The 21814-nt window shown below is 65.3% G+C and carries 23 protein-coding genes and 1 tRNA gene; 11 read left to right on the top strand and 13 right to left on the bottom strand.

Features of this window, described 5'->3' with window-relative positions:
- Positions 1 to 78 precede the first annotated feature (78 nt).
- Both trxA and ACQR1I_RS29970 read left to right on the top strand, forming a co-directional pair.
- Entirely contained in the window at positions 79 to 402 is a 324-nt protein-coding gene (gene trxA / locus ACQR1I_RS29975) for a thioredoxin (protein ID WP_434869685.1), read from the top strand.
- Positions 403 to 544: 142 nt separating this feature from the next.
- Positions 545 to 1558 (top strand): ATP-dependent DNA ligase, encoded by a 1014-nt coding sequence (locus ACQR1I_RS29970; protein ID WP_434869775.1) that lies wholly within the window; start codon positions 545 to 547, stop codon positions 1556 to 1558.
- Positions 1559 to 1560: 2 nt separating this feature from the next.
- Here the strand turns inward: ACQR1I_RS29970 and ACQR1I_RS29965 are convergent, their stop codons facing one another.
- The 12 genes from ACQR1I_RS29965 to aroA form a co-directional block, all read right to left on the bottom strand.
- Positions 1561 to 2301 carry a metallophosphoesterase family protein gene (locus ACQR1I_RS29965; protein ID WP_434869684.1) on the bottom strand — a complete coding sequence of 247 codons (741 nt, stop codon included), beginning with the start codon at positions 2299 to 2301 and terminating at the stop codon, positions 1561 to 1563.
- 13 nt (positions 2302 to 2314) lie between these two features.
- Positions 2315 to 3658 (bottom strand): bifunctional folylpolyglutamate synthase/dihydrofolate synthase, encoded by a 1344-nt coding sequence (locus ACQR1I_RS29960; protein WP_434869683.1) that lies wholly within the window; start codon positions 3656 to 3658, stop codon positions 2315 to 2317.
- Positions 3655 to 4593 (bottom strand): acetyl-CoA carboxylase, carboxyltransferase subunit beta, encoded by a 939-nt coding sequence (gene accD, locus ACQR1I_RS29955; RefSeq protein WP_434869682.1) that lies wholly within the window; start codon positions 4591 to 4593, stop codon positions 3655 to 3657. The genes ACQR1I_RS29960 and accD overlap by 4 nt, the downstream gene beginning before the upstream one ends.
- A gap of 93 nt (positions 4594 to 4686) precedes the next feature.
- Positions 4687 to 5523 carry a tryptophan synthase subunit alpha gene (gene trpA, locus ACQR1I_RS29950; protein ID WP_434869681.1) on the bottom strand — a complete coding sequence of 279 codons (837 nt, stop codon included), beginning with the start codon at positions 5521 to 5523 and terminating at the stop codon, positions 4687 to 4689.
- On the bottom strand, positions 5520 to 6743 hold the full coding sequence (gene trpB / locus ACQR1I_RS29945) for a tryptophan synthase subunit beta (RefSeq protein ID WP_434869680.1): 1224 nt from the start codon (positions 6741 to 6743) through the stop codon (positions 5520 to 5522). Before trpB ends, trpA begins: the two co-directional genes overlap by 4 nt.
- Entirely contained in the window at positions 6740 to 7399 is a 660-nt protein-coding gene (locus tag ACQR1I_RS29940; RefSeq protein ID WP_434869679.1) for a phosphoribosylanthranilate isomerase, read from the bottom strand. Before ACQR1I_RS29940 ends, trpB begins: the two co-directional genes overlap by 4 nt.
- A 79-nt stretch (positions 7400 to 7478) precedes the next feature.
- Positions 7479 to 7871: a lipopolysaccharide assembly protein LapA domain-containing protein gene (locus ACQR1I_RS29935; RefSeq protein WP_434869678.1), complete on the bottom strand. Its 393-nt coding sequence runs from the start codon at positions 7869 to 7871 to the stop codon at positions 7479 to 7481.
- A gap of 76 nt (positions 7872 to 7947) precedes the next feature.
- Positions 7948 to 8265: an integration host factor subunit beta gene (locus ACQR1I_RS29930; protein WP_434869677.1), complete on the bottom strand. Its 318-nt coding sequence runs from the start codon at positions 8263 to 8265 to the stop codon at positions 7948 to 7950.
- A 168-nt stretch (positions 8266 to 8433) separates the two neighbouring features.
- Positions 8434 to 9414 (bottom strand): signal peptide peptidase SppA, encoded by a 981-nt coding sequence (gene sppA, locus ACQR1I_RS29925; RefSeq protein WP_434869676.1) that lies wholly within the window; start codon positions 9412 to 9414, stop codon positions 8434 to 8436.
- A 216-nt stretch (positions 9415 to 9630) separates the two neighbouring features.
- Positions 9631 to 11340: a 30S ribosomal protein S1 gene (gene rpsA, locus ACQR1I_RS29920; protein WP_434869675.1), complete on the bottom strand. Its 1710-nt coding sequence runs from the start codon at positions 11338 to 11340 to the stop codon at positions 9631 to 9633.
- A gap of 271 nt (positions 11341 to 11611) precedes the next feature.
- Positions 11612 to 12250: a (d)CMP kinase gene (cmk, locus tag ACQR1I_RS29915; protein ID WP_434869674.1), complete on the bottom strand. Its 639-nt coding sequence runs from the start codon at positions 12248 to 12250 to the stop codon at positions 11612 to 11614.
- The gene (gene aroA / locus ACQR1I_RS29910) at positions 12247 to 13584 is read right to left on the bottom strand and encodes a 3-phosphoshikimate 1-carboxyvinyltransferase (RefSeq protein ID WP_434869673.1); all 1338 of its coding nucleotides are present in this window, start codon (positions 13582 to 13584) and stop codon (positions 12247 to 12249) included. The genes cmk and aroA overlap by 4 nt, the downstream gene beginning before the upstream one ends.
- Positions 13585 to 13735: 151 nt before the next feature.
- On the opposite strand from aroA, the gene ACQR1I_RS29905 reads away from it, so the two are divergent.
- The 3 genes from ACQR1I_RS29905 (at position 13736) to ACQR1I_RS29895 (ending at position 14776) form a co-directional block, all read left to right on the top strand.
- Entirely contained in the window at positions 13736 to 14140 is a 405-nt protein-coding gene (locus tag ACQR1I_RS29905; protein WP_434869672.1) for a TIGR02300 family protein, read from the top strand.
- An 81-nt stretch (positions 14141 to 14221) separates the two neighbouring features.
- Positions 14222 to 14297, top strand: a tRNA-Ala gene (locus ACQR1I_RS29900).
- A gap of 227 nt (positions 14298 to 14524) precedes the next feature.
- Positions 14525 to 14776 carry a GIY-YIG nuclease family protein gene (locus ACQR1I_RS29895; protein ID WP_434869671.1) on the top strand — a complete coding sequence of 84 codons (252 nt, stop codon included), beginning with the start codon at positions 14525 to 14527 and terminating at the stop codon, positions 14774 to 14776.
- Positions 14777 to 14781: 5 nt separating this feature from the next.
- Here the strand turns inward: ACQR1I_RS29895 and ACQR1I_RS29890 are convergent, their stop codons facing one another.
- Entirely contained in the window at positions 14782 to 15240 is a 459-nt protein-coding gene (locus ACQR1I_RS29890) for a MarR family winged helix-turn-helix transcriptional regulator (RefSeq protein ID WP_434869670.1), read from the bottom strand.
- A gap of 170 nt (positions 15241 to 15410) precedes the next feature.
- Here ACQR1I_RS29890 and ACQR1I_RS29885 point away from each other — a divergent pair, with 170 nt between their 5' ends.
- From ACQR1I_RS29885 to ACQR1I_RS29860, 6 genes are all read left to right on the top strand, one after another.
- On the top strand, positions 15411 to 15836 hold the full coding sequence (locus ACQR1I_RS29885; protein WP_434869669.1) for an organic hydroperoxide resistance protein: 426 nt from the start codon (positions 15411 to 15413) through the stop codon (positions 15834 to 15836).
- A gap of 154 nt (positions 15837 to 15990) precedes the next feature.
- Positions 15991 to 17193, top strand: a complete 1203-nt coding sequence (locus ACQR1I_RS29880; protein ID WP_434869668.1) for a CaiB/BaiF CoA transferase family protein — start codon at positions 15991 to 15993, stop codon at positions 17191 to 17193.
- Between the two features lie 193 nt (positions 17194 to 17386).
- Positions 17387 to 18703: a sn-glycerol-3-phosphate ABC transporter substrate-binding protein UgpB gene (gene ugpB, locus ACQR1I_RS29875; RefSeq protein ID WP_434869667.1), complete on the top strand. Its 1317-nt coding sequence runs from the start codon at positions 17387 to 17389 to the stop codon at positions 18701 to 18703.
- Positions 18704 to 18785: 82 nt separating this feature from the next.
- On the top strand, positions 18786 to 19667 hold the full coding sequence (ugpA, locus tag ACQR1I_RS29870; RefSeq protein WP_434869666.1) for a sn-glycerol-3-phosphate ABC transporter permease UgpA: 882 nt from the start codon (positions 18786 to 18788) through the stop codon (positions 19665 to 19667).
- Entirely contained in the window at positions 19667 to 20515 is an 849-nt protein-coding gene (gene ugpE / locus ACQR1I_RS29865; protein WP_434869665.1) for a sn-glycerol-3-phosphate ABC transporter permease UgpE, read from the top strand. Before ugpA ends, ugpE begins: the two co-directional genes overlap by 1 nt.
- Positions 20516 to 20628: 113 nt before the next feature.
- Positions 20629 to 21708 carry a sn-glycerol-3-phosphate import ATP-binding protein UgpC gene (locus tag ACQR1I_RS29860; RefSeq protein WP_434869664.1) on the top strand — a complete coding sequence of 360 codons (1080 nt, stop codon included), beginning with the start codon at positions 20629 to 20631 and terminating at the stop codon, positions 21706 to 21708.
- Positions 21709 to 21814 lie beyond the last annotated feature (106 nt).

The raw sequence follows: 21814 nt of genomic DNA, 5'->3' as shown, positions 1-21814 counted from the left end.
GCCATTCATACTTTGACACCCACGTTGAGGCGGCGCGATCCCTGCGCCGCGCCCTCCAACCGAACGAGGTAATTTCCGATGGCCGCCGTAGCCAAGGTTTCCGACGCCGATTTCGAAAGCGAAGTGCTCAAGGCCGACGGTCCGGTCGTGGTCGACTTCTGGGCCGAGTGGTGCGGCCCGTGCCGCATGATCGCGCCGGCACTCGACGAGATCGCCAGCGCGATGGGCGACAAGGTCAAGATCGTGAAGCTGAACGTCGACGAGAGCCCGAAGACGGCGTCGAAGTACGGCGTGATGTCGATCCCGACCCTGATGGTGTTCAAGGGCGGCGAGATGGCCTCCCGCCAGGTCGGCGCCGCGCCGAAGGCCAAGCTGCAGCAGTGGATCTCGTCGGCGGTCTGACGCTTCGAACCAGGATTTTTGTCGAACGGCCGGCGGATTCGCCGGCCGTTTGCGTTGAGAGGGAGTGTTTGCAGCGTTTTCGGATTTCGCCATGCCCGCCCGCATCAGCCGCTCCCCGTCCCGCAAGTCAGACCTGCTCGCCATGGAGGCGCGCTCGGTGGAGGCGATCCCGCGCGGCGAGGAGTGGCAGTACGAGCCGAAATGGGACGGCTTCCGCTGCCTGCTGGCACGCGACGGCGCTCACGTCACGATGCAGTCCAAGGCCGGCGAGGATCTCGCGCGCTACTTTCCGGAAGTGGTCGCCGCCGCGCGCGAGCTCAAGGCCACCAGCTTCACGCTCGACGGCGAGCTCGTGGTGCCGCAAGCAAAGTCGTTTTCGTTCGACGCGCTGCTGCAGCGGATCCATCCCGCCGCGAGTCGCGTGAAGAAGCTGTCCGTCGAGACCCCGGCGTTATTCCTCGCCTTCGACCTCCTGGCGACAGCGAAGGACAAGGACCTGCTGATGCAGACGCTGCACGAGCGGCGCCCGGTGCTGGAGGCGTTCGCGAAGACGAACTTCACCGATCATCCGACCTTCCGGCTGTCGCCCGCGACCACGCGCTACTCGACCGCGCAAGACTGGCTGGCACATTCCGGCGGCGGCTCCGACGGCGTGATCGCGAAGCGGATCGACCTGCCCTACCAGTCGGGCAATCGCGACGGCATGCAGAAGATCAAGCGCTACCGCTCCGCCGATTGCGTCATCGGCGGCTTTCGCTACGCCACCAACAAAGGGACGAACGGGCGCAAGCTGGTCGGCTCGTTGTTACTTGGCCTCTACGGCGACGACGGACTGTTACATCATGTCGGCTTCACCTCGGCGCTCAAAAAGGACGAGAAGCCCGCGCTGACCGACAGGCTCGAGCCGCTGATATCGCCGCCCGGCTTCACCGGCAATGCGCCGGGCGGGCCAAGCCGCTGGTCGACCGAGCGTTCAGCCGAATGGTGTCCGCTGAAGCCTACGCTGGTGATCGAGATCTGCTACGACCATTTCTCTGGCGAGCGTTTCCGCCACGGCACTTCGATGATGCGCTGGCGCCCGGACAAGTCACCGAGGCAATGCACGTTCGAGCAGCTCGCGCAAAAGGTCGCTGATCCGCTGAAGCTGCTTGCGTGATGTCAGCGGATCCAGCCGGTCGCCAGCGCCAATGCGAATTCCGCGTCGCCATTGGCGCGCGCCAGGTCGGCCATCGCGCTGTGATCATAGGGCACGTGGCGGAAGCTCACGCTCCAGCCGGCCGGCGTCAGCTCCAGGATCGCGTAGCGCGCATCCGGCGTGCCGGCTTGCACGACATGCGGATGCGGCACGTTGTAGGAAAAGCCGGGGCTGCCGACGCTGCCGGGATTGACGATCAGCCGACCGTCGCGCAGGCGCACCGCGCGCGAAGTATGCGTATGTCCGCACAGGATCAGGGACTGCGCAATACCCGCAGCCAAGCTCTCGATTTGGTCGAGCGGCGCGCAGGTGATCGCGCCATCCGGCGCGACGTTTTCGAGCCAATAGACGTTGTCGTCCTGAGGCGTCGCGTGACAGAGAAACACCTCATCGCGATAGACCGCTGTTGCCGGGATCGTCCGCAGCCAGTCGAGATGCCGGGCTTCGAGCTGCGGGAAGGCCGGTCGTTCCCAGGCGCCCATCTTCTCGAACGGCCGATCGATCAGCCACCGATCGTGATTGCCGCGCACATGCACGGCGTCGAGCGGCATCAGCAGGTCCATGGTCTTGCGCGCGTCGAGCGGACCGCTTGCCATGTCGCCGAGATCAACGATGTCATCAACGCCTTGCGCGCTGATGTCGGCGAGCACGGCCTCCAGCGCGAGATGATTGCCGTGGATGTCGGCGATCGCGGCGAAGCGCATGCGCAGGTCCCTGTCAGGTCGGCGGCGTGCCGTTGAGGTCGAGCACGTGGCCCGCGAGATACAGCGAGCCGGTGATGAGGATCCGCGGCGGCACCTCATAGGCCAGCCGCGCGATGCCGGCGAGCGCGGAGGCCACGCCGTCGGCGATCTCGACGCGCATGCCGAGCGTACGTGCAGCCGCAGCGAGATCGGCCGGCGCCATCGCCTTGCCCTCGTTCGGGATCGGCACGACGATGATGTGACGCGTCAGCCCGGCGAAATTGGCAAGGAAGGCCGCGGCGTCCTTGTTGCCCATCATGCCGACGATAACGACGAGCTGGCGCGACACGCGCTCTTCGAGATCGCCGATCGCCGCGGCAACGACGCGACCGCCTTCGGCATTGTGGCCGCCGTCGAGCCAGATCTCCGCGCCATGCGGCGCGATGGCGGTGAGCGCGCCAGTCGACAGCCGCTGCATGCGCGCCGGCCATTCGGCGTTGACGATGCCGTCCTCGAACGCCTTGGTGCCAAGCTTGAACTGATCGATCGCGCGCAAGGTCGCAATGGCAAGGCCCGCATTGTCGAACTGATGCCGGCCGAACAGTTTTGGTGCGGGAAGATCAAGCAGACCACGATCGTCCTGATAGACCAGCCGGTTGCGCTCGACGCTGACGTGCCAGCTCTCGCCGGCAGCGAACAGCGGCGCGCGCTGACGCTTGGCTTCGCGCTCGATCACGGCCATCGCATCAGGCTCCTGCGCCGCCGAGATCACCGGACAGCCACGCTTGATGATCGCCGCCTTCTCGGCCGCGATCAGCGCCCGGGTGTCGCCGAGGAATTCCATATGGTCCATGCTGATCGGTGTCAGCACCGATGCCGCGACGTGATCGATCACGTTGGTGGAGTCGAGCCGACCGCCGAGGCCCACTTCGAGCAGAATCACGTCAGCAGGATGCTTCGCGAACAACAGGAACGCCGCGACGGTCTTGACTTCGAAGAACGTGATCGGCGCGCCGGCGTTCACCCGCTCGCATTCCAGCAGCGCGGAAGTGAGCTCATCATCGTCGACGAGAACACCGCCGCCGACCTTGCCGAGGCGATAGCTCTCGTTGATGCGCACCAGCCAGGGCGAGGTGAAGACGTGGACGCGCAGCCCCGCAGCTTCCAGCATCGCGCGCAGATAGGCGACCGTGGAGCCCTTGCCGTTGGTGCCGGCGACATGGATCACCGGCGGCAGCTTGCGCTCGGGATGATCGAGCTGCGCCAGCAGCCGGTGCATGCGCTCCAGCCCGAGCGAGATCTTGCTCGGATGCAGCGCAGAGAGCCGCGCGATCAGCTGGTCGACCGAGGGCCTTGGCTGGGCGGCGGAATCGTTCACGCGCTCGTTGCGACCGCCGGCGCTTCCGCCGTCTCGGCGGGCTTGGCAGGCGGCGGCAGCTGCGGCGCGGGCTTGGCCTGTTCGGCCACCGGCGTCTTGGTCAGCAGCCGGCACAGCCGCGCCAACGTCGGACGCAGGTCATGACGATGCACGACCATGTCGACCATGCCATGGTCGAGGAGGTACTCCGCGCGCTGGAAGCCCTCGGGCAGCTTCTCGCGGATGGTCTGCTCGATCACGCGCTGGCCGGCGAAGCCGATCAATGCGCCGGGCTCGGCGATGTGGACGTCACCGAGCATCGCGTAGGAGGCGGTGACACCGCCGGTGGTCGGATTGGTCTGCACGACGATGTAGGGCAGCTTGGCCTCGCGCAGCATCTGCACCGCGACCGTGGTGCGCGGCATCTGCATCAGCGACAGGATGCCTTCCTGCATGCGGGCGCCGCCGGAGGCCGCGAACACGATGAACGGCGACTTCTTCTCCAGCGCCAGCTCGAGCCCGCGCACGATGGCTTCGCCCGCGGCCATGCCGAGCGAGCCGCCCATGAAGTCGAAATCCTGCACGGCGATGACCACGCCCATGCCTTCGAGCTTGCCGAAGCCGACCTTGACGGCATCGTTCATGCCGGTGCGTGCCCGCGCGTCCTTGATGCGATCGGCATAGCGCCGCTCGTCGCGGAACTTCAGCGGATCAGCGGTGACGTCGGGCAGCGCGACGTCAAACCAGGTCTCGTTGTCGAACATCGACTTGAGCCGCGCACTCGCCCCCATGCGCATGTGGTAGTTGGAGCCGGGGATGACGAACTGGTTGGCCTCGACATCCTTGTAGAACACGAGCTGTCCGGAGTCCGGACATTTGATCCAGAGGTTTTCCGGCGTCTCGCGGCGCAGGATGTTGCGGATCTTCGGCCGGACCACGTTGGTAAGCCAGTTCATGAGAAGCTCCGTTTTGCGGTCGCCGGCATATATGGCGGGACGGCCGCGTCACGGCAAGCCGGGCGCGGCGTTCATCGGGGTGTGGTTGACGATCTATTCCGCCGCCTGTTGCGCCCCGCGCACGCCCTGGGCAAGCGCAGCGGCCAGATCGGCGACCGCGCTGACGGTCCTGGCGGTGGCGCGGCCTTCGGCATCGAGACTGGCGCGCAGGGCATCCACCAGGGCGGTGCCGACCACGGCGCCATCGGAATGGGCGGCAATCGACCGGGCGGTCTCCGGTGTCCGGATGCCGAAGCCGACGCAGACGGGCAGCGCGGTGTGGCGCTTGATGCGCGCGACGGCGGCACTCACCGCCGATGAATCGGCCGCCGCAGCACCGGTGATGCCGGTGATCGACACGTAATAAACAAAACCGGAGGTGTTCGCGAGCACCGCCGGTAGCCGCTTGTCATCGGTCGTCGGCGTCGCCAGGCGGATGAAGTTCAGCCCGGCCTTCAGTGCCGGAATGCACAGCTCGGTGTCTTCCTCCGGCGGCAGATCGACGATGATCAGGCCGTCGACGCCGGCGCTCTTGGCATCGTCGAGGAACTTGTCGACGCCATAGATGTAGATCGGGTTGTAGTAGCCCATCAGCACGATCGGCGTGGCCGCGTCGCTCTCGCGAAAGCTACGCACTAGCTGCAGCGTCTTCTTCAAGGTCATGCCCGCCTTCAGCGCGCGTAGACCGGCGGCCTGGATCGACGGACCATCGGCCATCGGATCGGTGAACGGCATGCCGATCTCGATGATGTCTGCGCCTGCCTGCGGCAGCGCCTTGACGATCGCGAGCGACGTCTCCGGATCGGGGTCGCCGCCCATCACGAAAGTCACGAACGCCGAGCGGCCTTCCTGCTTCAACTGCGCGAAGCGCGCATCCATTCGGGTCGTCACTGTGCCTTCGCCCTTCCTCGCAGGATATCGCCGACCTGCGGAACGTCCTTGTCGCCGCGGCCCGACATGTTGACGACCATCAGATGGTCCTTCGGCTTCTTCGGGGCGAGCTCCATCACCTTGGCGATCGCATGCGCCGGCTCCAGCGCCGGGATGATGCCTTCGAGACGCGACAGCAGCTGGAACGCCGCGAGCGCCTCTTCGTCGGTCGCCGAGAGATAGTTCACGCGGCCGACATCGTGCAGCCAGGAATGCTCGGGACCGATGCCGGGATAGTCGAGGCCAGCCGAGATCGAATGCGCTTCGTCGATCTGGCCATCCTCGTTCATCAGCAGATAGGTGCGGTTGCCATGCAGCACGCCGGGACGGCCACCAGCGATCGAGGCGGCGTGCAGGTGCGTGAGACCATGGCCGGCGGCTTCGACGCCGTAGATCTCGACCGAGGGATCATCGAGGAACGGATGAAACAGGCCCATCGCGTTGGAGCCGCCGCCGATGCAGGCGATCAGCGAGTCAGGCAGCCGGCCTTCCGCCTCCTGCATCTGCGTGCGCGTCTCGTGGCCGATCACCGACTGGAAATCGCGCACCATCATCGGATAGGGATGCGGGCCGGCGACGGTGCCGATGCAGTAGAACGTGTTGTGGACGTTGGTGACCCAGTCACGCAGCGCCTCGTTCATTGCATCCTTGAGCGTCTTGGCGCCGGATTGCACCGGCACCACCTTGGCGCCGAGCATCTCCATGCGGATCACGTTCGGCTGCTGCCGTTCGACGTCGACAGCGCCCATATAGACCACGCAGTCGAGCCCGAAGCGCGCGCACAGCGTCGCCGTCGCCACGCCGTGCTGGCCGGCGCCGGTCTCGGCGATGATGCGCTTCTTGCCCATGCGGCGCGCGACCATGATCTGGCCGAGCACGTTGTTGACCTTGTGCGAGCCGGTGTGATTCAGCTCCTCGCGCTTGAAGTAGATCTTTGCGCCGCCGAGATGCTCGGTGAGACGCTCCGCGAAATACAGCGGCGAGGGCCGGCCGACGTAGTGCTTCAGGTGGCCATTCATCTCGGCGTGATAAGCCGGATCCGCCTTGGCCTCGGCATAGGCCTTCTCCAGATCGAGGATCAGCGGCATTAGGGTTTCGGCGACGAAGCGGCCGCCGAAAATGCCGAAATGACCGCGGTCATCCGGACCGCTGCGGTAGGAATTGGGAATGGCTGTGGTCATTGCACGCTCAACTCTTCAGCGGCCCGTGCCGCACGAATGAAATTCCGGATCATGTCGCAATCCTTCACACCCGGCGCCCGCTCAACGCCAGAGGACACGTCGACGCCGCCGGCGCGTGAGATGCGCACGGCCTCGGCAACGTTATCAGCGCTCAGGCCGCCCGAGAGCATGAACGGCCGATCGAGCTTCAGCCCCTGCAGCACATGCCAATCGAAGGTGGCCCCAAGCCCGCCGGGGCGCGTGGCGCTCTTCGGCGCCCGCGCATCGAACAGGATGCGGTCGCAGACATCGGCGTAGCCCGCCAGCGGCGCGAGGTCGACGGCGGTCTCGACCGGAATGGCCTTCATGATCGGCAGGCCGAAGCGCTGCTTGAGGTCGCGGATGCGCGCGACGCTCTCGCGGCCATGCAGCTGCAAGAGATCGGGACGGAGGGTCTCGACGATGTTTTCGAAGGTCGCATCATCGGCATCGACGGTCAGCGCGACCTTGATCGCGCGTCCCTTCACCTGCTGTCCGAGCTCGCGCGCAGCGGTCAGCCCGACGTGGCGCGGCGACGGCGGGAAGAACACGAACCCGACCATGTCGGCGCCCGCGTCGAGCGCCGCACCGAGGGTGTCGGGCGTGGTCAGACCGCAGATTTTGACGAGCAGGGACATCGATGAACAACGCACGTCCGGGCGGAAAGGATCACTAGCGGCCGGCGGCTTCCGAGGCCCCTCCGGCTGTGCGCGCCTTCTACAACGCGGCGCCCTGCTTGTCTCGCCCATAAGGGGCGAAAAGCCGGGCCGGCGCAGCCGGAACCAGGGATTGTCCCGGGCCCTGGCTCGCACGCGCAGCGGCGCTGAGCTGGGCCACTTGCGCCCGGGCGGCTTCGGCATCGGCCTGATGGCGCCGGGCGGCCCGGCGCCAGCGGCGCTGGCCGATCCAGGTGGCGAAGCCGCCGGCGATCACGCCAAGGATCGCCACGGCGATGATCAGAGCGAACAGCGGGATTGATACGGCGAGCGCCGGATCGGCCGCATTGAACGGATCAAATGATACGGTAACGTCATGCCGGTTGGCGACCGCGAAGACGACGAACAGCACCAGCAGCGGGAGGACGATCACGGCCGTGAAGAATTTTCGCATGCGTTCGCTCTTGTGATCAGGCCGGGTTGCCTGGACATCAGCCGGTCAACGACCGGGACGTCCGGCGCGAGACGCGTTACTCGTCCGTATCGTCGGCGCCAGCGCCGGCCGGATTGTCCCGGTTGAGCCGCTCGCGCATTTCCTTGCCCGTCTTGAAGAACGGGACAGACTTCTGATCGACCGGCACATGGGCGCCGGTGCGCGGATTGCGGCCGGCGCGCGCCGGCCTGTGCTTGACAGAGAAGGCACCGAAGCCGCGCAGCTCGACCCGATCACCCCGCGCGAGCGCGGCCACGATCTCATCGAGGATCGCATTGACGATGTTCTCGACATCCCGCTGGTAGAGGTGCGGGTTGTGCTCGGCGATACGCTGAACCAGCTCGGATTTGATCATCGAGAAAATTTACCAGGGGAGACGATCCCATTTCCGTGAAAATATGCTGGACTGTCAAGACGCTAAATCATTCACGGACGTCAAGAAAAGCCTCCCTGAGGCGGCACCGTCCGTCATTCCGGCACACGCAAAACGGGAAACTCGTCCTCACGATGGTCTTGGCGGGTTTCAAGGTCTCGTCGCCGGCTGCCAGAGCGCCAGCATGCCGTCGAGCCCGATCCGATCGACGGCCTGGACGACGCCCGTCCGCTCCAGCTGACGCGCGAGGCCGGAGAGGCCCACCGCATCGAGGACGATCGACGTGGCGGTGCGCAGGAAGGTGAGATCACTGAAGCGCGGCTCCAACTTGTAGTCGCGCACCGGAAGGTCCTTCTTGACGTTCTTGTTGGCCACGAGCCAGGCCACCGCCGTCTTCTCGTCGCCGAGCTCATCGATCAGCTTCAGCTCGACCGCCTGCCGGCCGGTGAAGACACGGCCATCGGCGACCTTCTCCAGCAGCGCGTCGTCCATGCCGCGGCGGTTCTTCACGAGACCGCGGAACCACGCGTAGGAATCCTTGACGAGATCATCGAGCGCCGCGCGCGCCTCGGGGCTGGTCGGCTCATAGCCGTTCGGCGCGGCCTTGAGCGGCGAGGACTTTACCTCCTCGATCTTCACGCCGACGGTCTTCAACAGCTCGCTGACATTGGGATACTGGAACAGTACGCCGATCGAGCCGACCAGCGAGCTCTGCTGCGCGACGATATGATCGGATGCGATGGCGCCGATATAGCCCCCGGACGCGGCAAGGCCCTCGACGACGACGACGAGCGGCTTCTTGGCCTTCAGCCGCACCAGCGAGTCGTACAGCTGCTCGGAGCCGGCGGTGGTGCCGCCTGGAGAATTGATATGAACGATGACGGCCTCGGCCGACGAGTTCTCCAGGCGTTCGAACGCCTCCACGCGCTCGTGATCGCTGCGGATGAGCCCCTCGATGTTGACGCGGGCGATCGAGCCGGAGGTCGACAGCGCCGTGCGGCCGCGCGGCGACATCGCCAGACCAATGGCCGACAACGCCGCAATCGCGATCAGGACCGCGACCACCCGCCAGAACGTCAGCTTGCGGCGCAGCCTGCGGCGATCGACGATCACATCCGAATCAAGCGACATGGGAAGCTCCTGGAGGTCTCGGCGCGTTTTGCATCCGCAGCCTGAATATCTCGTTATCCGATTACATCAATCGCGGCGCAATTTGAAGAAAGCAAGGCTCGCCACGAAGCCGCCAAATCGCCACCCGGCCGGAGACGGAGCGTGCTGAAACCCCAGCTCGCAAAAAAAGCCCCGGCCGAGGCCGGGGCTTTGATCTCGTCACGCGATGTCGAAGGCTTACTTCGAGTCGCGGTTCTTGAGCGCGGTGCCCAGGATGTCGCCCAGCGTCGCTCCCGAATCGGACGAGCCGTACTGCGCGATGGCTTCCTTCTCTTCCGCGACTTCCAGCGCCTTGATCGACACCTGGACCTTGCGGGCCTTCTTGTCGAACTGGATCACGCGGGCATCGACCTTCTCACCGACGGCGAACCGCTCGGAGCGCTGGTCGTTGCGATCGCGCGCCAGCTCGGAGCGCTTGATGAAGGTCGAGAAGTCGGTGCCGACGATCTTGACGTCGATGCCGCCGTCCTTGACGTCGAGCACTTCGCAGGTGACGACCGCACCCTTCTTGACATCGCCCGGCTCGGCGAAGGGGTCGCCTTCGAGCTGCTTGATGCCGAGCGAGATGCGCTCCTTCTCCACGTCGACGTCGAGCACCACGGCCTTGACCATGTCGCCCTTCTTGTAGTTGTCGATGACCTGCTCGCCGGGCTGCTTCCAGTCGAGATCCGAGAGGTGGACCATGCCGTCGACGTCGCCTTCGAGACCCAGGAACAGACCGAACTCGGTCTTGTTCTTGACCTCGCCCTCGACGGTCGAACCCGTCGGATGCTTCTCGACGAAGACCTCCCACGGATTACGCATGGTCTGCTTGAGGCCGAGCGAGATGCGGCGCTTGACGCTGTCGACCTCGAGCACCTGCACTTCGACCTCCTGCGAGGTCGACACGATCTTGCCGGGGTGCATGTTCTTCTTGGTCCACGACATCTCGGAGACGTGGATCAGGCCTTCGATGCCCGGCTCGAGCTCGACGAACGCACCGTAGTCGGTGATGTTGGTGACACGGCCATGGAAGCGAGCCTGCAGCGGGTACTTCGCCTCGATGCCCTGCCACGGATCGTCCAGGAGCTGCTTCATGCCCAGCGAGATGCGGTGCGTCTCGTGGTTGATCTTGATGATCTTGACCTTGACGGTCTGACCGATCGAAAGCACCTCGGTCGGATGGTTGACGCGGCGCCACGCGATATCGGTGACGTGCAGCAGGCCGTCGATGCCGCCGAGGTCGACGAACGCACCGTAATCGGTGATGTTCTTGACGACGCCGTCGATCACCTGACCCTCTTCGAGGTTCTGCACCAGCTCCTGGCGCTGCTCGGCGCGGGTCTCTTCCAGCACGGTGCGGCGCGACACGACGATGTTGCCGCGGCGACGGTCCATCTTGAGGATCTGGAACGGCTGCGAGTTGTTCATCAGCGGCGCGACGTCGCGGATCGGACGGATGTCGACCTGCGAGCGCGGCAGGAAGGCGACTGCGCCGTCCAGGTCGACGGTGAAGCCACCCTTGACTTGGTTGAAGATGACGCCGTTGACCTTCTCGTTGTTCTGAAACGCCTTCTCGAGCTTGCCCCAGCTCTCTTCGCGGCGCGCCTTATCGCGCGACAGCACCGCTTCGCCGAGCGCGTTCTCGATGCGGTCGAGGAACACTTCGACCTCGTCGCCGACCTTGATCTCATTGTCACGGCCGGGCCCGGCGAACTCACGCAGCGCCACGCGGCCTTCGGTCTTCAGGCCGACGTCGATGACGGCCATGTCCTTCTCGATCGCAACGACCTTGCCCTTGACGACGGAGCTTTCCTGAAGGTTGCCCTTCGTGAAGGACTCGTCCAGCATCGCGGCGAAATCATCGCGGCTGGGATTGTAGGAATTAGCAGAGATACTCGAAGCCATTGGTTCTCCAGATGCGGACATTCTCGCCAGCTTGGGGTTGATCGGCGCATCGGATGGGCAGTGCCTGGAGGTCCACAAATCCCCAGACATCCGCGCTGTCAGCGCCAAAAGGCGCAAACGACGCGGGCCGGCAATGCCTGCACATGCGACACGTGTGACGTGCGTAACGTATGAAGTTTCGTCCGGCTGATCAGACCCGATTGAACCGCAATCGAGCTATCGACGGTCAAGGGCGGGAGCGGGCGGTTCCTCCAAATGACATCAGCGGAAATCAAGCCCGCTGACGGCCCGCTCGAACGGCCTCGACGATGTCGATGGCGGCCCGGACGCCGCTCTCTATATCCAAATGAGAGTTATCAAGCAAGGTAGCATCCGGGGCTTGTTTCAAGGGAGCAACGGCCCGGTTCTGGTCGCGCTCATCGCGCGCCAGGATGTCGGCGAGAATGGCCGCCTCGTCGGCCGGTTCCCCGCGCGCCTGGGCTTCCAGGGTTCGCCGGTGCGCGCGGATTCTGGGATCGGCGACGACGTAGATCTTCACCTCCGCGTCCGGGCAGATCACGGTTCCGATGTCACGGCCGTCCAGCACGGCACCCGGCGGCTGGCTGGCAAACTGGCGTTGGAAGGCGACCAGGGCCTCGCGGACCTTCGGCAGCGCTGATACCACCGAGGCTGCCGACCCGACCTGGTGCGACCTCAGCGCCGGATTATCGAACGTCGCTGGATCCAGCGTCATCGCGACCTCGGCCGCCCGCGCCTCGTCCGTCAGGTCGATGCCTGCGGTCAGCAGCGCATGTGCGACCGCGCGGTAGATGACACCCGTATCCAGATGCCTGAAGCCATAGTGCGCGGCCAGCCGCTTGGCCATGGTGCCCTTGCCCGAAGCCGCCGGGCCGTCGATGGCGATGATCATGCGAAATCCGCGCCCGCCCTGCGCATCAGCGGGATGAAGTCCGGGAAGCTGGTGGCGATGAAGGCGGTGTCGTCGACCTTGACCGGCTTGTCGGAGGCCAGCCCCATCACCAGCGCGGACATCGCGATGCGGTGGTCCATGTGGGTGGCGACGATGCCGCCGCCGGGCACGTGGCCGCGGCCCTCGACGATCAGGTCGTCTCCGGTGATCTCGACCTTGACGCCGTTGACACGCAGCATCGCCGCGGTGGCTTCCAGCCGGTCGGACTCCTTGACGCGCAGCTCGTGCAGACCGCGCATCACGGTGGTGCCCTCGGCATAGGCGGCGGCGACCGCAAGCACGAGATATTCGTCGATCATTGACGGCGCGCGCTCCGGTGGCACCACGACGCCCTTGAGCTTCGAGGCGCGCACGCGCAGCCGGGCCATCGGCTCGCCAGCATCGCCGCGCACATCGTCCTCCTCGATCGAGGCGCCCATCTCGCGCAGGGTCGTAAACAGGCCGGTGCGCAGCGGATTGGTCATGACGTCGGACAGCACGAGGTCCGAGCCGTCGACGATCAGCGCAGCGACCAGCGGAAAGGCGGCCGATGACGGGTCGGCCGGCACGATCACCGGCGCGCCGCGCAGCTCCGGCTGGCCGGTCAGCGCGATGCGCCGGCCATGCGATCCCTCCCGGGTGGTGACGATCTCGGCGCCGAAATGCTTGAGCATCAGCTCGGTGTGATCGCGGCTCGCCTCCTGCTCGATCACGGTGGTGACGCCGGGCGCGGCGAGGCCGGCCAGCAGCACGGCCGACTTGATCTGGGCCGAGGCCACCGGCGTGCGGTACTCGATCGGAACCGGGTTGCTGGCGCCCTGAAGCGTTAACGGAAGCTTGCCGCCCTCGGCGCTGGCGGTCACCTTGGCGCCCATCAGGGCCAGCGGATCGAGGATGCGGCGCATCGGGCGGCTGCGCAGCGAAGCATCGCCGTCGAACACCGCGCTGATCGGACAGCCGGCGACCGCGCCCATCACCAGCCGGCAGCCGGTGCCGGAGTTGCCGAAGTCGAGCGTCGCCGTCGGCTGGGCGAACCCGCCGACGCCGACGCCGTTCACCGTCCACGCGAATTCGCCTGTCCGTTCGACCTTCGCACCCAAGGTGCGCATCGATTTCGCCGTGTTGAGGACGTCCTCGCCTTCGAGAAGGCCGGAGATCCGGGTCTCGCCGACCGACAGCGCACCGAGGATCAGGGCCCGGTGCGAGATCGACTTGTCGCCGGGCACGCGAATCGTGCCCGAAAGCGGGCCGGAGGCGCGAGATTCGAGTGGGGTCGGGGCGGCTGACGTGCTCACGGCGGGGTCCTCGGGTTACGGAGGCGGCAGGTATCACAGCCCCTGCCCGCCGTCACGAGCGGTGATTTTCCCGTTGACAGCGCTATTGACAGCGGCGCGGCAACTAGCCAAGTGAGACACCGCTTTTCAGACATTGCCAGGACGCCTGCACGTGGCCAAATCCGAGCTCGGAACCAAACGCATTTGCCCGACCACGGGCAAAAAGTTCTATGACCTCAACAAGAACCCGGTGATTTCGCCCTACACCGGCGAGGTCGTGCCGATCGCGCCGGTTGCGCCGACCCGCGCGATGCGTGGCGAAGCCGCCCGCGCCGCCGCGGCGCAGGACACCGCGAACGCACCGGCCGAGGTCGAGGAGGTGTCGCTCGAGGAGGCCGATGCCGAGGAGAACAGCGGCAAGGTCAAGGCTGTCGTCCCCGAGACGGAAGACGACATCGAGATCGACGAGACGCTCGACGACGACGAGGATGACGACTCCACCTTCATCGCCGACGAGGAAGAAGGCGACGAGGATGTCACCGACATCATCGGTGATGTCGGCGGCGACGAAGAATAATCGTCGAAGCCACTTGAGATCAGCCGCGAACTGTGGTTCACGGTGCTCCCCGGCGGTCGCCCAGACCGCCGGTTCGGTTCAGGGGCCATAGCTCAGCTGGGAGAGCGCTTGCATGGCATGCAAGAGGTCGGCGGTTCGATCCCGCCTGGCTCCACCACGCTTCGCCCTTCGGGCTACGCGTGGCGCAGCCACGATGGAGCCTGAAGGGCGAAGCGTGGTGTCCCGCGAAGCCCCTTGGCGAAGCCGGACTGCTCAGGAACGAATTCCTTCCCAAGCCTGACGCCACCAGCCAGCATGCCCCTGCCGCCGACACAGCCGCGCTGACAATTTCCCTTTCCCGCCACACAATGCAGGCCTGCGCTTCCTCGCGGCGAGCACCTTCGCATGTGGTACGTCTACATCATCCGCAGCGTCGCATTTCCGGACCAGGAATACATCGGCGCAACCGCCGACATTAGGCTGCGTCTCAAGGAACACAACGCGGGCCGCTCGGCCCACACATCCAAGTTCAAGCCGTGGGTCCTCGTCTGGTACTGCGCCTTTCCGGACAAGCAGCGCGCGCTGGCGTTCGAGACCTATCTGAAATCACATTCCGGCCGGGCCTTCTCGAAGAAGCGCCTGCTCGGTCCGGCTTGAGCCCCTCACCGGACCGCCGCATCCAGCCGCTCCCGGAGCCGCACCAGCTTGCCGTGCAGGTCGGCCAGTTCCGCGATCGAGCAGCCGGTGGCGTCGAGGATGGCCGGCGGCACGATCGTGCGCGCTTTCTCCCGCAGTGCTGCGCCCTGCCCTGTCAGCCTGACCAGCACCTGACGTTCGTCCTCGGCCGAGCGCGCGCGCTTGACCAGATGCGCGGTCTCCATCCGCTTCAGGAGCGGCGTCAGCGTGCCGGAATCGAGGAACAGCCGTTCGCCGATCTCCTTCACGGACAGCCCATCCTGCTCCCACAGCACCAGCATGACCAGATATTGCGGATAGGTCAGGCCGAGCCGGTCCAGCAGCGGCTTGTAGACGCGGTTGAAGGCATGGGCGGTCGAGTAGACGGCGAAGCAGAGCTGATTGCCGAGCTGGAGCGGCACATCCGCCGCCAATTTCTTTCGCATCGAGGTCACCACGGATCGATCCTGATCGGCATCTTTGGGCCGGGCCTTCGCGATCGGCAATGACGCCGGGGGGCCGATCACGGATAATCTACCGAACAATTCTATTGTGCACAATCAAATTGTATGCAACATAGCCGCACTGAATTCATCCACTAACCGGGAGAAACACCATGTCCGTGAACGTGCTCTACAAGACCAGCGCCAAGGCCACCGGCGGCCGTGACGGCGAAGCCGCGACCCTCGACGGCTCGCTGAAGGTCAAGCTCTCCACCCCGAAGGAACTCGGTGGCGGCGGTGGCGCCGGCAACAATCCCGAGCAGCTGTTCGCGGCCGGCTACGCCGCCTGCTTCATCGGCGCAATGAAGTTCGTGGGCTCGCAGGGCGGCCCGAAGGTCCCCGCCGACGCGTCGGTGACGTCGACGGTCGGCATCGGTCCGCGCTCGGAAGGCGGCTTCGGCATCACGGTCGAGCTCGCCGTGTCGCTGCCGGGCCTCGCCAAGGCCGACGCCGAGGCGCTGGTCGCCAAGGCGCACGAGGTGTGCCCCTATTCGAACGCGACGCGCAACAATGTCGACGTCAAGCTGACCGTCGTCTGATCTGAATTCCGCGACGCGGCAGGGTCGCACTCGCGCTCTGCCGCAGCGCAGCCGCGGTGTTTTCGCGCGGGCAGCATTCGCGCAAGCTCGTTTGCGCCAGCGCTGTAGCAATGCTTAATGACCGCGAGTTCACAACAACCTCGCGACCTCCCAGATGACCCTTCCCTTTGCTCCCGGCGCAATGGCCGGCCTGCGCGTGATCGACCTGACGCGCGTGCTCGGCGGCCCCTATTGCACGCAGATCCTCGCCGACCACGGCGCCGACGTGATCAAGGTCGAGCCACCGGCCGGCGACGAGGTGCGCGATTGGGGCCCTCCGTTCCACGACGAGGACGCGGCCTATTTCGTCGGGATCAACCGCAACAAGCGTTCGATCGGCGTCGACCTCGCCTCCGAAGGCGGCCGCGCGGTGCTGCTGAAGATGCTCGAAACGGCCGACGTGCTGGTCGAGAACTTCAAGCCCGGCACCCTCGAGAAGTGGGGCATCGGCAGCGACACGCTGCGCGAGAAATTCCCCGAGCTCGTGCATTGCCGGATCTGCGGCTTCGGCGCCGACGGGCCGCGCGGCGGCAATCCCGGTTATGACGCGATCATTCAGGCGATGACCGGCATGATCGCGGCGACCGGCTCGCCCCAGAGCGGACCGATGCGGATTGGCGTACCGCTGGTCGACATCACCACCGGGCTCTACGCCGCGATCGGCATCCTGATGGCGCTGTCGGAACGGCAGCGCTCAGGGCAAGGCCAGTTCCTCGAAGTGACGCTGTACGAGACCGGCCTCGCCATCATGCATCCGCACACCGCGAACTATTTCATGCATGGCAAGCCGCCACAGCTCACCGGCAACGAGCATCCGAACCTCGTTCCCTACGCGATCTTCCCGACCAAAACCGACGATATCTTCATCGGCGTCGGCAATGACGGCACGTTCCGCAAGCTCGCGCGCGAGATCGGCCGGCCGGAACTTGGTACCGATCCGCGCTTCGCCCGCAACAAGGACCGCGTCGCCAATCGCGAGGCGCTGCGCGTCGAGCTCGCCGCGGTGTTCAGCCAGTTCGAGGCCGAGCCGCTGTGCGACCGCCTGCTCGCCGCAGGCCTCCCGGCGGGGCCGGTGCAGAAGATCGACCAGGCCCTGACCCATCCGCACACGATCCATCGCGGCGATATCATCGAGAAGGACTGGTACAAGGGCGTCGCCTCGCCGATCCGGCTCGAACGCACCAAGCCGAGCCTACGCTCGACCCCGCCGATGTTCAGCGAGCATGCGCGCGACGTCCTCGGCGAGTTCGGCTACTCGGAGAGCGAGATCGACGCGCTGCTCGCAGCAGGAACTGTCTGCAAGGAACGCACGCGCTGATTAGCTCGCTGTTCGCTCCGCCGCCGCGCTGCACCTTCGCAGCGCAGCGACGGAGCGCTTGATTTACCGCGTTTGTCCGACGCAGCCATCATGGCTTTCGCGCTCGAGTTCATACGTCTATACATTCACATAACCGTCATCTGGCGCTGGTAACGGCCGCAACGACGATGACTTTCCCGGGAGGACTTTCTTGATGTCACTTCGACAATTTGCTGCTGCCGCTCTGGTTTCCGCGACCTTCGGTTTCGCTGCGTCGCCTGCACACGCAGTGACTGAAATCCAGTGGTGGCACGCCATGACCGGCGGCAACAACGACATCGTCAACAAGCTCGCCGAAGAGTTCAACGCGTCGCAGAGCGACTACAAGGTCGTGCCGACCTTCAAGGGCGCCTATCCGGACACGATGAATGCCGGCATCGCCGCGTTCCGCGCCGGCACTGCGCCGCACATCATGCAGGTGTTCGAGGTCGGCACCGCGACGATGATGAGCGCCAAGGGCGCGATCAAGCCGGTCTATGAGCTGATGAAGGACGCTGGCGAGCCGTTCGATCCGAAGGCCTATCTGCCGGCGATCACCGGCTACTACTCGACGTCGAAGGGCGACATGCTGTCGTTCCCGTTCAACTCGTCGTCGATGGTGATGTGGATCAACAAGGACGAGCTGAAGAAGGCCGGCGTCGCCGAGATCCCGAAGACCTGGCCGGAGGTGTTCGAGGCGGCCAAGAAGCTGAAGGCGGCCGGTCACGACACCTGCGGCTTCTCAAACGCCTGGGCGTCGTGGGCAAACATCGAGCAGTTCTCGGCCTGGCACAACGTGCCGATCGGCACCAAGGCCAACGGCCTCGACGGCTTCGACACCGTGCTGGAGTTCAACAGCCCGCTGCACGTCAAGCACTTGCAGAACCTCGTCGAGCTGCAGAAGGACAAGACCTACGACTATTCCGGCCGCGGCAGCGCCAGCGAAGGCCGCTTCGGCTCCGGCGAATGCGCGATCTTCCTGACCTCGTCGGGCTACTACGCCACCGCCAAGAACACCGCGAAGTTCGACTTCACTTCGGCGCCGATGCCGTACTATCCGGACGCCCAGGGCGCGCCGCAGAACTCGATCATCGGCGGCGCCTCGCTGTGGGTGATGGGCGGCAAGACGGCCGATGAGTACAAGGGCGTCGCCAAGTTCTTCACCTTCCTGTCCGACACCAACCGCCAGGCCAAGCTGCACCAGGAATCCGGCTACCTGCCGATCACCAAGGCGGCCTATGAGAAGACCAAGGCGGATGGCTTCTACGAGAAGAACCCGACCTTGCAGACGCCGCTGAAGGAGCTCACCAACAAGGAGCCGACCGAGAACTCGCGCGGCCTGCGCTTCGGCAACATGGTGCAGATGCGCGACGTCTGGTCGGAGGAGATCGAGGCGGCGCTGGCCGGCAAGAAGACGGCCAAGGAAGCGCTCGATGCCGCCGTCGCCCGCGGCAACGCGATGTTGCGCACCTTCGAGAAAACGGCCAAGTAAGGCCGTCAAGTAAGGCCTTCCTCGGGGCTTCCCCTCCTTCCGGAGGGGAAGCCTTGCATCCGTTCCTCTCGCGGCGCGCTCCATGGAAAAGTCAGTCGTCTTCAACGGCAAGCTGCTGCCTTACCTGCTGCTGGCGCCGCAGCTCGCGATCACGCTGATCTTCTTCTATTGGCCGGCCAGCCAGGCGATCTGGCAGTCCTTCCTGCGCGAGGACGCCTTCGGCCTGAATTCGGAGTTCGTCGGGCTCGAGAACTATCAGGCGCTGTTTGCCCAACCGGAATACTACACCGCGATCGGCACGACGATCGTGTTCTCGTCCCTGGTCACGGTGTTCTCGCTCGGCGTCGCGCTGCTGTTCGCGACCCAGGCTGACAAGAACCTCAAGGGCGCCTCGGCCTACAAGACGCTGATGATCTGGCCCTATGCCGTGGCGCCGGCGATCGCGGGCGTGTTGTGGTTCTTCATCTTCCATCCGACACTGGGCACGCTCGCCCGCCCGCTGCGCGTGATGGGCTTCAACTGGAATCCGATGCTCGACGGCACTCATGCGATGGTGCTGGTGGTGATGGCCGCGGTCTGGAAGCAGGTCGCCTACAACTTCCTGTTCTTCCTCGCCGGTCTGCAGGCGATCCCGAAGAGCGTGATCGAGGCCGGCGCGATCGACGGCGCAGGCCCCCTGCGGCGGTTCTGGACCATCATCTTCCCGCTGCTGTCGCCGACCACGTTCTTCCTGCTGGTCGTCAACATCGTCTACGTGTTCTTCGAGACGTTCGGCATCATCGACGCGGTGACCGCAGGCGGGCCGGCCGGTTCGACCACGACCATGGTCTACAAGGTGTTCGCCGACGGCCGGCTCGGCGGCGATCTCGGCGGCTCGGCCGCTCAATCGGTGGTGCTGATGGTGATCGTCATCGCGCTGACCGCGGTCCAGTTCCGCTACGTCGAGCGCAAGGTGCAGTACTGATGGTCGAGCATCGCCCGCTGCGGGACCTCGTCGCCTACGTCGTGCTCTCGCTCGGCGTGCTGATCTTCGCCTTCCCGGTCTACGTCGCCTTCATTGCGTCGACCTATGACGCGGCGACCGTCGTCAGCGGCAATCTCCCGCTGGTCCCCGGCGGCCGCATGCTGGAGAACTACTACCGCGCCGTGTTCGTCGGCGGCTCGCGCTTCATGAATCAGCCGGTCGGCGTGCTGCTCGTCAACTCCTTCATCTCCGCGATCGGCATTGCGATCGGCAAGATCCTGATCTCGATCCTGTCGGCGTTCGCGATCGTCTATTTCCGCTTTCCGTTCCGAAAGACCGCGTTCTGGATCATCTTCATCACCCTGATGCTGCCGGTCGAGGTCCGCATCTATCCGACCTACAAGGTGGTCGCCGATCTGCACATGCTCGACACCTATGCCGGGCTGGTGCTGCCGCTGATCGCTTCGGCGACCGGCACGCTGCTGTTCCGCCAGTTCTTCATGACCATCCCCGATGAGTTGCTGGAGGCGTCGCGGATCGATGGCGCCGGGCCGCTGCGGTTCTTCTGGGACACACTGCTACCGCTGTCGATGACGACCGTCGCGGCCCTGTTCGTCATTCAGTTCATCTACGGCTGGAACCAGTATCTCTGGCCGCTGCTGATCACCACCAAGGACTCGATGCAGACGATCGTGATCGGCATCAAGAAGATGCTGACGACGACCGACGAGCTCGCCGAATGGCAGCTCGCGATGGCCACCGCCGTGCTGGCGATGCTGCCGCCGGTCGCGGTCGTCATCTTCATGCAGCGGCTGTTCGTGAAGGGCCTCGTGGAGACGGAAAAGTGAGAAGGGCGAGTAGGGAATCGCGAATAGCGAATAGAGTCGCGATACCGCCTGAACTTCCGCTCTCTCCTCCCCTTTTCGCTACTCCCTATTCGCCATTCGCTAGGTAACCACCCATGGCCAACGTCACCCTCCGCAACGTCCGCAAGATCTATCCCGGCGGCTTCGAGGCCATCAAGGGCATCGACGTCGAGGTCGGCGACGGCCAGTTCTGCGTGCTGGTCGGGCCTTCCGGCTGCGGCAAGTCCACGCTGCTGCGGATGGTGGCCGGGCTGGAGACGATCTCGTCGGGCGAGATCGACATCGGCGGCCGCATCGTCAACGCGATCGAGCCGGCGGATCGCGACATCGCGATGGTGTTCCAGAACTACGCGCTGTACCCGCACATGACCGTGTACAACAACATGGCCTATGGCCTGCGCAATCGCGGCGTGGCCGAGAGCGACATCAAGACCCGCGTCGAGGATGCCGCGCGTATCCTCGAGCTCGGCACCATGCTGCAGCGGAAGCCGCGCCAGCTCTCCGGCGGCCAGCGCCAGCGTGTCGCGATGGGCCGCGCCATCGTGCGCCAGCCGAAAGTGTTCCTGTTCGACGAACCGCTGTCGAACCTCGACGCCAAGCTGCGCATCGCGATGCGGGTCGAGATCCGCAAGCTGCAGCGCCGACTCAACACCACGGCGATCTACGTCACTCACGACCAGCTCGAGGCGATGACGCTCGCGGATGTTCTCGTGGTGATGAACGGCGGCAAGGTCGAGCAGATCGGCAACCCGCTCGAGATCTACCAGCGGCCGGCGACCACCTTCGTCGCCTCGTTCATCGGCGCGCCGCCGATGAACCTGATGCCGATCGACGGCGTCCGCTCGCAGTTGCACGGCGGCGAGGCGGTTCCAGCCGATGCGGGCCATCTCGGCATTCGTCCCGAGGACTTCGAGCTCGGCGACACCGTGCCGGCGGGCGGCATCGGCCTCGACCTCAGGATCGATGCCATCGAGCATGTCGGGGCCGAGACCTTCGTCTATGGCGCTCGTCAGGATGTCGGCAACAATGACAGCCTCTCGGCCACGGCCAATGACGTCATCGTGCGGCTTCCGGGCGTCGCGAGCCCGGACATCGGGACCCGGATCCGCGCGGTGGCGCCGCGCGCCAAGCTGCATCTGTTCTCGGCCGATGGCCGCCAGCGCCTGGCGCTCTGACGGCGTCCACAGCCCCGCCACTCTCCGTGTTCCCGGCGCTTGAACGCGTCAGGCATCATGCCCATATTGCCGACCAAGGGGTGCCGTCAGGGCCCTGATACATCAA

The sequence above is a fragment of the Bradyrhizobium sp. HKCCYLS2038 genome, assembly GCF_051167655.1.
Lineage (GTDB): Bacteria > Pseudomonadota > Alphaproteobacteria > Rhizobiales > Xanthobacteraceae > Bradyrhizobium.
Note: the sequence above shows the minus strand (reverse complement) of the source record. Positions and strands in the feature narration are given on the sequence as shown.

Bases quoted from the DNA above. Each gene is read 5' to 3' on its own strand.
- trxA (WP_434869685.1), top strand. From the start codon at position 79: ATGGCCGCCGTAGCCAAGGTTTCCGACGCCGATTTCGAAAGCGAAGTG.
- ACQR1I_RS29970 (WP_434869775.1), top strand. From the start codon at position 545: ATGGAGGCGCGCTCGGTGGAGGCGATCCCGCGCGGCGAGGAGTGGCAG.
- ACQR1I_RS29965 (WP_434869684.1), bottom strand. From the start codon at position 2,301: ATGCGCTTCGCCGCGATCGCCGACATCCACGGCAATCATCTCGCGCTG.
- accD (WP_434869682.1), bottom strand. From the start codon at position 4,593: ATGAACTGGCTTACCAACGTGGTCCGGCCGAAGATCCGCAACATCCTG.
- trpB (WP_434869680.1), bottom strand. From the start codon at position 6,743: ATGACCACAGCCATTCCCAATTCCTACCGCAGCGGTCCGGATGACCGC.
- ACQR1I_RS29940 (WP_434869679.1), bottom strand. From the start codon at position 7,399: ATGTCCCTGCTCGTCAAAATCTGCGGTCTGACCACGCCCGACACCCTC.
- ACQR1I_RS29935 (WP_434869678.1), bottom strand. From the start codon at position 7,871: ATGCGAAAATTCTTCACGGCCGTGATCGTCCTCCCGCTGCTGGTGCTG.
- ACQR1I_RS29930 (WP_434869677.1), bottom strand. From the start codon at position 8,265: ATGATCAAATCCGAGCTGGTTCAGCGTATCGCCGAGCACAACCCGCAC.
- sppA (WP_434869676.1), bottom strand. From the start codon at position 9,414: ATGTCGCTTGATTCGGATGTGATCGTCGATCGCCGCAGGCTGCGCCGC.
- rpsA (WP_434869675.1), bottom strand. From the start codon at position 11,340: ATGGCTTCGAGTATCTCTGCTAATTCCTACAATCCCAGCCGCGATGAT.
- cmk (WP_434869674.1), bottom strand. From the start codon at position 12,250: ATGATCATCGCCATCGACGGCCCGGCGGCTTCGGGCAAGGGCACCATG.
- ACQR1I_RS29895 (WP_434869671.1), top strand. From the start codon at position 14,525: ATGTGGTACGTCTACATCATCCGCAGCGTCGCATTTCCGGACCAGGAA.
- ACQR1I_RS29890 (WP_434869670.1), bottom strand. From the start codon at position 15,240: ATGCGAAAGAAATTGGCGGCGGATGTGCCGCTCCAGCTCGGCAATCAG.
- ACQR1I_RS29885 (WP_434869669.1), top strand. From the start codon at position 15,411: ATGTCCGTGAACGTGCTCTACAAGACCAGCGCCAAGGCCACCGGCGGC.
- ACQR1I_RS29880 (WP_434869668.1), top strand. From the start codon at position 15,991: ATGACCCTTCCCTTTGCTCCCGGCGCAATGGCCGGCCTGCGCGTGATC.
- ugpB (WP_434869667.1), top strand. From the start codon at position 17,387: ATGTCACTTCGACAATTTGCTGCTGCCGCTCTGGTTTCCGCGACCTTC.
- ugpA (WP_434869666.1), top strand. From the start codon at position 18,786: ATGGAAAAGTCAGTCGTCTTCAACGGCAAGCTGCTGCCTTACCTGCTG.
- ugpE (WP_434869665.1), top strand. From the start codon at position 19,667: ATGGTCGAGCATCGCCCGCTGCGGGACCTCGTCGCCTACGTCGTGCTC.
- ACQR1I_RS29860 (WP_434869664.1), top strand. From the start codon at position 20,629: ATGGCCAACGTCACCCTCCGCAACGTCCGCAAGATCTATCCCGGCGGC.